This window comes from Desulfovibrio sp., from assembly GCF_009712225.1.
Classification (GTDB): Bacteria; Desulfobacterota; Desulfovibrionia; order Desulfovibrionales; family Desulfovibrionaceae; genus Desulfovibrio.
Window position 1 is genome coordinate 132,277 of sequence record NZ_WASP01000008.1, and the last position, 12,015, is coordinate 144,291.

Here is a 12,015-nt window from a genome sequence, read left to right on the forward strand (position 1 = left end):
ATACGGCATTCCTTAATGACTGGTCTGTTAGCCGCATTCTTCAGCCTCTTTCTCACGTTCCTGCCCTGTCCACGACAAATCGTCCCCACGGTTCACCATCCACAGCCTCATATTTGCTGTCCCTTATCCGCCACCGGCAAGGGAGAATCCCATGAACACCTCCGATTATTCTTCCATTACTGTGGCCGTTGCCGTCAGCGGCGGTGTGGACAGCCTGTGCGCCCTGGTAATGCTGCGCAATGCGGGCTATCGCGTGCTGGCCCTGCACGGTCTTTTTTTGCCAGACGGCCCCAACGGTGCGCCAGCAGGCCTGGCCGAAGCCTGCGCTGCCCTGGGCGTGCCCCTGCATGTGGCCGACCTGCGCGCCGAATTTGAACGCGAGGTGCTGGCTCCCTTTGCAGCCGCCTACGCTCTGGGCCGCACGCCCAACCCCTGCGCCTACTGCAACCGGGCCATCAAGTTTGGCGTTCTGCTTGATACTGCTCAAAAGCTGGGTGCGGACAAGCTCGCCACCGGCCACTATGCCCGCCTTGTTGCGACAGAAACGCCGAATGATGCTGCCGAGGCCCTGCCCCTGCTGGCCGCCGCAACGGATGCCGCCAAGGATCAAAGTTATTTCCTCAGTCTTGTGCCGCGCCAGCGGCTGGGCCGCGCGCTTTTCCCTTTGCATGGGCAAACCAAGGAACAGACCCGTGCCATTGTTGCCACTGCGGGACTGTCCGTACCTCTGCCCTCCGAAAGTCAGGATATCTGCTTTGCACCGCCCGTTGCCCAGCCGGGCATGTCTGCTGCCGAGGCCTACCGGCCTTTTCTTGAGCGACGCTGGCAGGCGGCTGGAACAGTTGCGCCGGGCCCTGGGCCTGTTCTTTTACGCGATGCACTGGGTAACGAGCGGGAAATCGCCCGTCACAAGGGCCTGTGGCGGTATACCGAGGGGCAGCGCAAGGGGCTCGGCATTGCGCATACAGAGCCTCTCTTTGTGCTTGCCAAGGATAGCGCCGCCAATACCCTTGTGGTAGGGCCGCGTGCGCTGCTTGGCATACGCACATGCGTTACCGGGCCAGCCAACATAGCACTGCCCGAAAGCATGTGGCCCGAAGGACTGCTTGTACGACTGCGCCATCGTCAGCGTCCCTGCTCTGCCAGTGTACGGATGGAGGGCGATTGCCTGCGCATAGAGCTTGATGAGCCGCAGTTCCCTACGGCTCCCGGTCAGGTGGCTGCGGTTTATGATGCCGATGGCCGTGTGCTGGCTGCGGGCGTTGTGGAAGAAATGGCGTAGTGCGTAAAACTACAGCCGCATATCTTGGGGTGGGGAGCCTCTCGGGCTGATTACGCAAATCAGACTGTTGCAGACTGAATGCGTCAGAGCCGTCTGGCAAAGCCGCACTTCGCACTGGCGGCCAAACTTACCGGGCGGCCAAACTCCCGAACCCGATGCATGACAAAAAAAACGGGCCTCGGCATCAGCCAAGGCCCGTTAAAGTTTTTACGGGGATAGAGGTTTGGAGTAAGAGGCGCTTTTTGTAAAAAGCGCCCCTTACTCCTTTATCATCCAATCTATCCCATATCTTCTGTCAGCACCATCTGTCGTGCCGCTGCGGTTTCATCCAGACGGCGCACGGGCAGGTTGGTGGGCAGTTCCTGAAGGGACTGCGGATTCGCCTTGCCGGTGAGGATGATCTCCTGCAGGGCTTCGACGTAGGTATCCAGGGTTTCCTTGTCTTCCGTTTCCGTGGGTTCGGCCATGAGGCATTCGTGCACGATAAGCGGGAAGTAGATGGTGGGCGCGTGGATACCCCGCTGCAAAAGAGCCTTGGCGATATCTAGAGCACGCAGCCCCTCGGGGGCGGAAGCCACGAATTCATGCGCGCAGAAACGGTCCTTGAAGGGAATTTCCAGCACGTTCTCAAGCTTTTTCTTGAGGTAGTTGGCGTTCAGCACGGCGTATTCAGAGGCGCGGGTGAGGCCTTCGCCGCCGAGGCGCAGCATGTAGGCCAAGGCTTTGATGACCACGCCAAAGCTGCCGTAGAAGGGGCCGATGGGGCCGATGCTCTGCGGCAGATTGTAATCAAGGTAGAAACGGCCATCGGGATGTTTGGCCACGCGCGGGGCGGGCATGAAGGGCATCAGGCGGTCGGTGACACCCACGGGGCCAGCGCCCGGGCCGCCGCCGCCGTGAGGAGTGGCAAGGGTTTTGTGCACGTTGAGGTGCACCACGTCAAAGCCCACATCGCCCATGCGCATCTTGCCCATGATGGCGTTCATGTTGGCGCCGTCGTAGTACAGCAGGGCATCAACCTTGCGCAGTTCGGCCACGATGCGGGGCAGGTGCACTTCCATGAGGCCAAGGGTGTTGGGGCAGGTCATCATGAGGCCCGCCACATCTTCACCGTGCTCGGCAATGGCCGCCACGATGGCTTCGGGGTCCACCATGCCGTCGCGCGATTCGATATTGATGGTTTCAAACCCGGCAAGTGCGGCAGAGGCGGGGTTGGTGCCGTGCGCAGCGTCGGGAATGAGCATTTTTTTACGGTTGCGGCCCTTGGCAGCATGGTAGGCGGCAATGAGCTTCACACCCGTGAATTCACCATTGGCACCAGCCATGGGCTGGAAGGTAAAAGCCTTCATGCCCGTAAGCTCGCAGAGCAGGTTTTCTGCTTCGTGCAGGCACTGAAGAGCGCCCTGCGTGCAGTCAGCGCCCCCCTCAAGCTGGGCCATCATGGGGTGCAGACGGGTAAAGCCCGGCAGCGACGCCACGTATTCCGTAAACTTGGGGTTGTACTTCATGGTGCAGGAGCCAAGGGGATAGAAATTGGCGTCCACGCTGTAGTTGAGCTGCGAAAGCTGGGTAAAGTGGCGCACCACTTCAAGCTCGGAGCATTCGGGCAGACGGGGCGCATTTTTGCGCAGCAGGTCTGCGGGCAGCATGGCCGAGGCCTTGGGAGCATCGCTGTTCAGGCAGTAGGCAGTGCGCCCAGAAACGGATTTGGCGAAAATGGTTTTCACAGCAGACCTCCCATGATTTCGGCCAGCTTGTCTATCTGGGTGCGGTTGTTGGCCTCGGTGCACGAGAGCAGCAGCACGTTTTCCATACCGGGATAGTGCTTGCCCAGCGGGTAGCCGGGCACGATGCCCTTGGGCGTCATGGCCTTGACCACCTCTGCGGCGGACTTGGGCAGGCGGAGTGCCACTTCCGAGCCAAAGGGAGTGTTGTTGAGCAGTTCCACCCCCTTGATGGCGGTGAGTCGCTCAACGGCGTAGCGGGCAAGGGCCATGTTGTTTTCTGCAACGCGTGCAAGGCCTTCGGGGCCAAGCAAGCTCATGTGGATGAGAGAACGCAGGGCGCAGAGAGCCTGGTTGGAGCAGATGTTCGAGGTGGCCTTGGCGCGGCGGATGTGCTGTTCGCGGGCCTGCAGGGTAAGCACGTAGCCGGTCTTGCCGTCCACATCAGAGGTGCGGCCCACAATGCGGCCCGGGAACTGGCGGATGTGCTCCTTGCGGCAGGTCATGAGGCCAAGGTAGGGGCCACCGAAAGAGAGGTTCATGCCCAGGCTCTGGCCTTCGGCCACGGCCACATCGGCGCCCATTTCACCAGGGGTTTTGAGCACAGACTGCATGACCGGGTACACGGAGATGACGCCAAAGGCCTTTTGCGAGCGGGCCTTGGCGAAAAGGGTCGTGTAGTCGGCCACCGCGCCGAAGAAGTTGGGATTCTGCACGATAACCGCGGCGCAGGTGTTGTCTACGGAGGCCATGAGGGCGTCCATGTCGCTGCAACCGTTGTGCTGGGCCACAATCTTTATTTCAAGATCAAGGCTTGAGGTGTAGGCGGCGAGCATGCCGCGCCAGATGGGGTTGACGGCCTCGTCCACCACCAGAACGCTGCGGCGGGTGGCGCGCACGGCCATCATGGCGGCTTCAAAAATGGCGGTGCCACCGTCGTAAACCGAGGCGTTGCCGCAGTCCATTTCCATCAGACGGCTGACAGCGGTCTGAAATTCAAAAATGGCCTGCAGGGTGCCCTGCGAGCATTCGGCCTGATAGGGCGTGTAGGCGGTATAGAATTCGCTGCGGCCAGAAAGGGCGTCCACAGCCTTGGGAATATCGTGGTTGTAAAAACCCGCGCCCAGAAAGGAAACATGACCGGGGCAGTTTTTGGCTGCCAGCTCTTCAAAATACCCGCAGACGGCGGCTTCGCTCTGGCCCTTGGGCAGATCAAAGCTCTGGGGGCGCATGCTGGAGGGGATGTCGGAAAAAAGCTCATCCAGACTGCGCACGCCAACTACGGAGAGCATTTCATGCAACTCTTCCGGCGTATGAGGAATGTATGGCATATTGGCTCCTTGCCGCCGGACGATTTGTATCGCTTGTGCGACGGCAGCCGCTGTGAAAGGGACTCCGGCTGGAGCCCGCCGTTGTACGACGCTGCTCCAGCCGGGGCGAAAGGGCAACAGAAGGAAGGCGGCGATTAACGCTGCTCAACCCGTGTCAAACGGCATGCAGTGGATTTTCAGTTCCGGCAAGAAAGACGATTTTTTTATGCAGGGAGTGTACCCTTAGGTACACGACCGAAATAAAAAAATTGTCTGACGCAGCCGCAAGCGAAAAGACACTCGTGCCTGTTTAGTGTTTTTCGGTGGCGCAATGAGCCTCGTAAGCCGCAGCGTCCAAAAGGCCAGCGGGCTTGTGGGCCAGCTTGACACGCACAATCCAGCCTTCGCCAAAGGGATCACTGTTGCAGAGCTCGGGGGTGCTTTCCAGAGCTTCGTTGACGGCGACAACTTCGCCAGACACAGGCGAAATAAGGTCGCTGGCGGCCTTCACCGACTCGACCGAACCGAATTCCTTGTCTTCAGAAAGCTGGTCGCCCACGGGGGGCAGTTCCACATAGGTGATGTCGCCAAGCGATTCCTGGGCAAAGCTGGTGATGCCGATAACGGCTTCGTCGCCTTCAATGCGCGCCCATTCGTGGCTGGTGCTGTACAGAATATCGGCAGGATTGGTGGCCATGTGCAAACTCCTGAAAAAATGGGTTCAATCGTTATAAAAATTTCGCCGTCCGGCTGCGGCTGCTGCCGCGTGGGGGGCGACCAGATCAGGCAAGCTTCTTGCGCGCGGTTCCCTGTGTGTAAAACGGCGCTTCAACCCGGGTGGCGGGCAGCTCTGTTCTTGCGGCGCGTACCACAAAATTTTCGTCAGCGGCGTGGGCGGCGGCTACCCAGGCAAAGGCGATAACATAGCCCAGCGAGGGGGCAAACGAGCCGCTGGTCACATGGCCAACCTCGCTGCCGTCGGCAGCGGCCACCACATCACCGTGGCGGGCGGCGCGGCGGCCATCGATGCGCAGGGGAACCAGCACTTCGGCGATCTTCTGCGCGCCTTCGCGGCCCACATAGTCGGCGGTGCTGGTCATCATGCGGCCCATGCCAGCTTCGGCGGGGCTGTGGTTTTCGTCAAGGTCATGGCCGTACAGGGGCAGCCCGGCTTCAAGGCGCAGGGTGTCGCGCGCGCCAAGGCCCACAGGCTTTACACGTTCATCGACCAGCAGGGCATTCCAGAAAGCCTCGGTTTCAGAAGAGGCGATGTACAGTTCATAGCCCAGCTCGCCGGTGTAGCCGGTGCGGCTCACCAGCAGGGGCGTACCCTGCCATGTGGTTTCGCGAAAACCGAAGTAGCCGAGATCGTGAAAGTTCTGACCCAGCAGCTTTTCAAGCACGTCCAGCGATTCCGGCCCCTGAAGGTCGATCTTGCCGGTATCGGCTGAAATGTCGACCATCTTCACACTTTCGGGCAAGCGCGAGCGCAGCACGGCAAAGTCGTTAGCGGCGCAGGCGGCGTTGACCACGGCCATGAAGGAATCGGGGCCAAAGCGATAGATGATGCCGTCGTCAAGCACGCCGCCCTTGTCGTTGAGCAAAAAGCCGTAGCGGCATTTGCCGGGGGCGAGGGTTTGAAGATTGTGGCTCACGGCCTTGCTCAGGGCTTCATCAGCACCTGGGCCGGAAACAAGAAATTCGCCCATGTGGCAAATATCAAAAAGACCCGCATGCTGACGGGTGTGCTGGTGCTCAACAATAATACCCTCATATTGAATGGGCATAAGCCACCCGGCAAAGGGGGCCATTTTTGCGCCATGCGCCTCGTGCCAGGCGGTGAGGGGGGTACGCAGATCCGACATGGAATCTCCTTGAATTTTGGGCAAACAGCTTACGCTGGCGCTATAGAGGACGCGCCGGGTCGGCCATGCCGACATTTTACGCAAGGGCAAAACAGACAGCACGGATCAACACGGAAATATTTATAAAAAACACCTTCAGGCCACCGTTCCGAGTGGCTTTGGTTATGGTATCACTTCTGCAATGTGGACACAAGAACAGACCCGGCCCGACCTGCCCGGCAAAGGGCTTGCGGCCTTTGCTACGCGGGAGAAATACCGAAAAAACGGCGGGCGTTGTCACCGCAGGTGCGCCACAGGTCTTCTGCGCTTTCACCCCGCGCTTCGGCCATGGCCCGCACGGTAAATACCGTATAGGCAGGTTCGTTGCGCTTGCCGCGCCACGGCAGGGGCGCAAGATAGGGCGCGTCCGTTTCAAGCAGCAGGCGGTCGGCGGGTATAAGCGCCACGGCCTCGCGCAGGGCCTCGTTGGCCTTGTAGGTGACGGGGCCAGGCACAGAAATATGCCAGCCGTTGTGCAGGATGCGGCGGGCGGTCTCCGGCCCCTGCCCAAAGCAGTGCCACAGCAGCGGATACCCGGCAAAGCCCTCGGCCTCAAGGGTCATGAGCGTTTCTTCCTCTGCCTCACGGCAATGGATGACCACAGGGCGCTCCACTGCCCGCGCCAGCGCCAGCTGGTCGCGCAGGGCCTGGTACTGTATTTCCCTCGGGCAGTCGGGCCAGTAAAAATCAAGCCCGATCTCACCCACGGCCTTGAGCCGCGAGTCAGCGGCAAAAGCGGTACGCATGGCATTCAGCCTTTCCTGCGTACAGTTCTGCCCGTCGCAGGGGTGTATACCCATCAGAAAAAACACGTCGGGATGCGCGTCAAAAAGACCTCGCCGCGCGTGATAATCGTCCGGCCCCAGAAACACGTTGCCAATCTGTGCTATGCCCGCCGCATGTGCGCGTTCAAGCACGGCATCCCTGTCTGCGTCAAATTCCTGCCCGTCCAGATGGGCGTGGCTGTCCACGCCAACGGGCGGCAGCGCCAGGGTAAGGGGATCAATGCGGACGGTTGGTTTTTTCGACATGTTTTACCTCGCGCCGATACATAGCAACCGGCACCACCGAAATGCAAGAGCCAACTTTTGCGTGCGCATGTTCGCATGTTGCCTCACCATTGCAAAGCCCGGGCAATGGGGCTATGCTTTAGGGGATTTGCCGGTTTTATCCCGGCTTCCTATACTTTTTCCGGGGGAATCATGCATCTCCGCAAACGCATTCTGGTCACTGGCGGTTCCGGTTTTTTGGGCTCACATCTCTGCGAGCGTCTGCTCAACGAAGGGCACGAAGTGCTCTGCGTGGACAACTTTTTTTCCAGCGCCCGCGCCAATGTTGAAGAGCTCATGGACAACCGCAGGTTTGAGCTTATCCGCCACGACGTGACCTTTCCCCTCTATGTTGAGGTGGATGAAATCTACAATCTGGCCTGCCCGGCCTCGCCCATACATTATCAGCACGATCCGGTGCAGACCATCAAGACCTGCGTGCACGGTGCCATCAACATGCTGGGCCTGGCCAAAAGGCTTGGCGCGCGCATCTATCAGGCATCTACCAGCGAAGTATACGGCGACCCCGAAATCCATCCGCAGCCTGAAAGCTACTGGGGCCATGTGAACCCCAACGGCATCCGCTCGTGCTACGACGAGGGCAAGCGCTGCGCCGAAGCCCTGTTCTTTGCCTACTGGCGTCAGGGCGACCTGCCCATCAAGGTTGGCCGCATCTTCAATACCTACGGTCCCAAGATGCACCCCAACGATGGCCGCGTGGTGTCCAATTTCATCATCCAGGCGCTCAAGGGCCAGCCCATCACCATTTACGGCGATGGCTCGCAGACCCGCTCATTCTGCTATGTGGACGATCTGGTGGAGTGCATGATCCGCTTCATGGCCTCGCCTGTTGACTTTGTCGGCCCCATGAACATGGGCAACCCCGGCGAATTCACCATTCGCGAACTGGCAGAAAAGGTTGTGGAAATGACCGGCAGCAAATCGGTGATTTCTTACGAACCCCTGCCCGGCGACGACCCCAAGCAGCGCAAGCCCGACATCACCCTAGCCCGCGAAAAACTTGGCTGGGAACCCAAGGTCGCCCTGGAAGAAGGCCTGGTCAAAACCATAGCCTACTTTGACACGCAACTGAAAAACGGCATGGCGTAGGTTTTCTGGCAATCATGTTTCTTTTTATCACGGCGATCTGCATTCTGGCAGCCACGGCTGCTCTGTGTGCCATGTTGGCCGTGCGCCCGCCCTCAAAGGGCACCGGACGCGCGGCCAGTCTGGTCGGTGTTTCCGGTGCTTTTGTGGGCTGCATTACAGGCCTGTGCGCTGTCGCAGCTGGCCCATGGGCCGGTTACGAAAGCCTTCGCCTGCCCCTGGCCCTGCCAGTGGGCTCGTGCGCACTGGGCATGGATGCCTTAAGCCGCCTGTTCCTGTTGCCTGTTTTCGGGCTGGGCCTTGTATGCGCAGCAGCCGGGGGCATTGCCCTGCGGCACGAAGAACCAGAACGCCACAACCTTGGGGCGCACTGGTTCTTTTTTCATATGCTGCTCATTGGTCTTGCCTTGGTGATGACGGCCCGCGATGCCGTGCTGTTCATGCTGGCGTGGGAAATCATGTCGCTGGCGCCCTTCTTTCTTATTGATTTCAATGACGGCGACAGCAAGGTGCGCGATGCCTCGTGGGTGTATCTGGTGGCCGCGCATCTGGGCGCTGTGGCCCTGATGGCGTTCTTTACCCTGCTGTGGCAGACCACGGGCGATACCTCGCTCGATGCCCTGCAGGGCGGCACGGTGCTGGCGCGCACACTGGAACAGATGGGGCACTCCGGCCCCGGCCTGCTCACCGCGCTGTTTGTGCTGGCCGTAGCTGGCTTTGGTGCCAAGGCGGGGCTTGCGCCCCTGCATGTATGGCTGCCAGAAGCGCACCCCGCAGCCCCCAGCCACGTTTCTGCCCTGCTTTCTGGCGCAATGATCAATGCGGGTTTTTACGGCATAATCCGCAGCGTGGGCATACTGGCTCCTGCGGGTGCCGCACCAGAATGGTGGGGCTGGGCTCTGCTGATTCTGGGCCTTGCCACCGCTCTTATGGGCATTCTTAAAGCCACGGCCCAAAGCAACCTCAAGCGTCTGCTGGCCTATTCGAGCGTGGAAAACATGGGCCTCATGGTCATGGGGCTGGGCGCTGGGCTTGTCGGCCAGAGCTGCGGCAACGCCTGGATCGCAGTACTGGGTTTTTCGGGCGCGCTGCTGCACATGCTCAACCACTCGGCATTCAAGGGCCTGCTGTTTCTCTGCGCGGGCGAAGTGCTGCACGCCACGGGAACAGTGCGCATGCAGTATCTGGGGGGCCTGCAGAAACGCATGCCCCTGCTGGGAGCCCTGTTTGCCGTGGGCGCGGCGGCAATCGCCTGTCTGCCTCCCTTTAACGGATTTACGGGCGAGCTTGTGCTTGGCCTTTCGCTGCTGGACGGCCCCGCGCTTTTGGGTGTTGAACGGCAGGTGGGCCTGCTGCTGGCCCTGGCGGGCCTTGCCTGTATCAGCGGCCTTGCCGCCGCCCTGTACGCCAAGGCATACGGCATAGTATTTCTGGGCGAGCCGCGCTCAAGCCAGGCGACCAACGTACACTCCCTTTCGTGGAGTACTCTCTGGCCCCTTGCCCTGCCCGCCGCAGCCTGTCTTGCTGGCGGCCTTGCGGCGCCCTGGGTTTTTGATCTGGCAGCCGGAGCAGCGCAAAGCTCCCTGCCCCTGCCGCAATCGTTGCAGCAGGCGGGATTGGCAGGACTTGCCCAAACGCACGCAAGCCTTGCCAGCGTGGCAAAAATCGGCGGAACCGGGCTGGCCCTGGCGCTGCTGATTCTGCTTGTACGCCGCTGCCTGCTCAAAAAACGCGCTGTGGAATCCATGCCCACGTGGGGCTGTGGCTTTCAGGGTGGTTCTGCCCGCATCCAGTACACTGACGCGGGATTCTCAGAACCCACAGCCAAGATTTTTGCCCCGGCCATGGGCCTCAAAACCCGGCTGCAGATGGACGATGGACTTTTCTCCAGGGGCGGCCAGCTGAGTGTCACCGCGCCCGACCGCCTGCGCAGCGGGCTGTTTACGCCGCTGTTTACCGCTGTAGAGAGCATCTGCAACGCCTGCAAGGTTATCCAGCACGGCAAGATCCATCTCTACATTCTTTACATTCTGGCCACAGTGGTGGGGCTGCTGGTGTGGGGGCTGCGTTCATGAATGCCGAACTAGCCGTCTACCTCGCGCAGTTTGCCATTGCACTGGTGCTGGCTCCACTGCTGCCCGGCATCATCAACCGGGTAAAGGCCAAGTTTGCCGGTCGCCACGGCAAGCCCTTGCTGCAAACCTACTATGACATCGCCAAGCTGCTGCGCAAGGGCGAGGTCATCAGCCGCACATCAACCTGGACATTTGCCGTTGCGCCCTCTGTGGCTCTGGCGGGCACATTGTGCGCGCTGGCCCTGCTGCCACTGGGGGGCGCGGTTTCCCCGCTGGCTTTTGCTGGCGATTTTGTGCTGGCCGCCTATCTGCTGGGCGTGGGGCGCTTTGCCATCATGCTTGGCGCGCTGGATACCGGCTCTGCATTTGAAGGCATGGGCGCAAGCCGCGAGGGCACCTTCTCGGCCCTTGCGGAACCCGTGTTTTTTCTGGCGCTCATGGTGCTCACCAGTCTGTGTCTGGGGCTTGGCCACGGCGCGGATACTGCATTCAGCCTCTCGACCATGTTTGGCGGGCAGACCGCCGGAGCATGGCTGACCGGCAAGGGCGAACTGCTGCTTCTGCCCGTGATTTTTTTCATCCTGCTGCTGGTGGAAAACTGCCGCATCCCTGTGGACGACCCCAACACGCACCTTGAGCTGACCATGATCCATGAGGTTATGGTGCTCGACCACTCCGGCCCCAACATGGCCCTGATTCTGTACGGTGCGGCACTCAAACTGTGGTTTTTTGCCGCCCTGATCGCAGGGTTGATTACCCCGGCCCTGCCCCTATGGGAGCAGATGGGCCTGCGCGTGGGCATTGTACTGCTGCTGGCCGTGGTTGTGGGCATTGTGGAATCGGTTATGGCGCGCCTGCGCATGGAGCGGGTTGCCTACCTGCTGGGCGCTGCGGCCGCCATGGGCATGCTGACGCTTATTCTCACCCAGGCGAGGTAGCCATGACCACGCTTTTGCAATCCTGTCTGTTTTTGCTTGTTTTGAGCAACTTTCTGCTGCTGGCCACGCGGCGCGTGCCGGGCATGACCCGGCTCACCGCACTGCAGGGCCTGCTGCTGGCAGCACTGCTGCTGAGCCTCGATCACGCCCTGCTGGCTGGTGCCGTGCTGCTCATCAAGGGCATGCTGTTGCCCGGCATGCTGTGGCGCACGCAAAAACGGCTGCCCGCCGATGCCCTTGTATGCCCCACCCGAAGGGTTGGACTGGGCGTGCTGGCTGGCATGGCAGGGCTGATTTTTTCGATCTGGCTGGAAGGCAGGCTGGTCATGCCTCTGGGGCTTTACCCCCAGCTGCTGCTGCCCACCGGACTGGCAACTCTGTTTTGCGGGCTGATTCTGATTGTGGGCCGCATAAAGGCCATTACCCAGGTTATTGGCTATCTGGTGGCGGAAAACGGCATCTTTCTGCTGGGCGTGCCGCTTATGACCACAGGTACTGTGTGGTTTGAGCTGGCCCTGCTGCTGGACGTTTTTGTGGCGGTATTTGTCATGGGCATCGCCATCAACCACATCAGCGATTCCTTTGCCTCCATTGACGTGGCCCGGTTCCGCAGCCTTCGAGATTAG

General features: G+C 60.5%; 10 protein-coding genes. 5 read left to right on the forward strand and 5 right to left on the reverse strand.

All coding sequences use genetic code 11. The features are described 5' to 3' along the window. Positions 1–151: 151 nt before the first annotated feature. Complete coding sequence (locus F8N36_RS11005; RefSeq protein ID WP_291332859.1) at positions 152–1,282, forward strand: MnmA/TRMU family protein; 1,131 nt, start codon at positions 152–154, stop codon at positions 1,280–1,282. A 278-nt stretch (positions 1,283–1,560) separates the two neighbouring features. Here the strand turns inward: F8N36_RS11005 and gcvPB are convergent, their stop codons facing one another. From gcvPB to F8N36_RS11030, 5 genes are all read right to left on the reverse strand, one after another. Next, on the reverse strand, positions 1,561–3,009 hold the full coding sequence (gene gcvPB, locus F8N36_RS11010; protein WP_291332860.1) for an aminomethyl-transferring glycine dehydrogenase subunit GcvPB: 1,449 nt from the start codon (positions 3,007–3,009) through the stop codon (positions 1,561–1,563). After that, positions 3,006–4,337 carry an aminomethyl-transferring glycine dehydrogenase subunit GcvPA gene (gene gcvPA, locus F8N36_RS11015; RefSeq protein WP_291332861.1) on the reverse strand — a complete coding sequence of 444 codons (1,332 nt, stop codon included), beginning with the start codon at positions 4,335–4,337 and terminating at the stop codon, positions 3,006–3,008. The genes gcvPB and gcvPA overlap by 4 nt, the downstream gene beginning before the upstream one ends. Before the next feature lie 289 nt (positions 4,338–4,626). Next, positions 4,627–5,013, reverse strand: coding sequence for a glycine cleavage system protein GcvH (gene gcvH, locus F8N36_RS11020; RefSeq protein WP_291332862.1), 387 nt, complete (start codon positions 5,011–5,013; stop codon positions 4,627–4,629). An 85-nt stretch (positions 5,014–5,098) separates the two neighbouring features. Then, positions 5,099–6,181 carry a glycine cleavage system aminomethyltransferase GcvT gene (gcvT, locus tag F8N36_RS11025; RefSeq protein ID WP_291332863.1) on the reverse strand — a complete coding sequence of 361 codons (1,083 nt, stop codon included), beginning with the start codon at positions 6,179–6,181 and terminating at the stop codon, positions 5,099–5,101. 239 nt (positions 6,182–6,420) lie between these two features. Continuing rightward, positions 6,421–7,251 (reverse strand): TatD family hydrolase, encoded by an 831-nt coding sequence (locus tag F8N36_RS11030; protein WP_291332864.1) that lies wholly within the window; start codon positions 7,249–7,251, stop codon positions 6,421–6,423. 171 nt (positions 7,252–7,422) lie between these two features. On the opposite strand from F8N36_RS11030, the gene F8N36_RS11035 reads away from it, so the two are divergent. The 4 genes from F8N36_RS11035 to F8N36_RS11050 are packed head-to-tail and all read left to right on the forward strand — an operon-like array spanning position 7,423 to position 12,015. After that, positions 7,423–8,379 (forward strand): UDP-glucuronic acid decarboxylase family protein, encoded by a 957-nt coding sequence (locus tag F8N36_RS11035; protein ID WP_291332865.1) that lies wholly within the window; start codon positions 7,423–7,425, stop codon positions 8,377–8,379. A 14-nt stretch (positions 8,380–8,393) separates the two neighbouring features. Further along, the gene (locus F8N36_RS11040) at positions 8,394–10,451 is read left to right on the forward strand and encodes a proton-conducting transporter membrane subunit (protein ID WP_291332866.1); all 2,058 of its coding nucleotides are present in this window, start codon (positions 8,394–8,396) and stop codon (positions 10,449–10,451) included. Further along, on the forward strand, positions 10,448–11,389 hold the full coding sequence (locus tag F8N36_RS11045) for an NADH-quinone oxidoreductase subunit H (RefSeq protein ID WP_291332867.1): 942 nt from the start codon (positions 10,448–10,450) through the stop codon (positions 11,387–11,389). The genes F8N36_RS11040 and F8N36_RS11045 overlap by 4 nt, the downstream gene beginning before the upstream one ends. 2 nt (positions 11,390–11,391) lie before the next feature. Then, a complete protein-coding gene (locus F8N36_RS11050) occupies positions 11,392–12,015 on the forward strand; it encodes a hydrogenase-4 component E (protein ID WP_291332868.1) in 624 nt (207 codons plus the stop codon).

Excerpts from the sequence above, each read along its gene's own strand:
- F8N36_RS11005 (WP_291332859.1), top strand. The coding sequence starts at position 152 with ATGAACACCTCCGATTATTCTTCCATTACTGTGGCCGTTGCCGTCAGC.
- gcvPA (WP_291332861.1), bottom strand. The coding sequence starts at position 4,337 with ATGCCATACATTCCTCATACGCCGGAAGAGTTGCATGAAATGCTCTCC.
- gcvH (WP_291332862.1), bottom strand. The coding sequence starts at position 5,013 with ATGGCCACCAATCCTGCCGATATTCTGTACAGCACCAGCCACGAATGG.
- gcvT (WP_291332863.1), bottom strand. The coding sequence starts at position 6,181 with ATGTCGGATCTGCGTACCCCCCTCACCGCCTGGCACGAGGCGCATGGC.
- F8N36_RS11030 (WP_291332864.1), bottom strand. The coding sequence starts at position 7,251 with ATGTCGAAAAAACCAACCGTCCGCATTGATCCCCTTACCCTGGCGCTG.
- F8N36_RS11035 (WP_291332865.1), top strand. The coding sequence starts at position 7,423 with ATGCATCTCCGCAAACGCATTCTGGTCACTGGCGGTTCCGGTTTTTTG.
- F8N36_RS11040 (WP_291332866.1), top strand. The coding sequence starts at position 8,394 with ATGTTTCTTTTTATCACGGCGATCTGCATTCTGGCAGCCACGGCTGCT.
- F8N36_RS11045 (WP_291332867.1), top strand. The coding sequence starts at position 10,448 with ATGAATGCCGAACTAGCCGTCTACCTCGCGCAGTTTGCCATTGCACTG.
- F8N36_RS11050 (WP_291332868.1), top strand. The coding sequence starts at position 11,392 with ATGACCACGCTTTTGCAATCCTGTCTGTTTTTGCTTGTTTTGAGCAAC.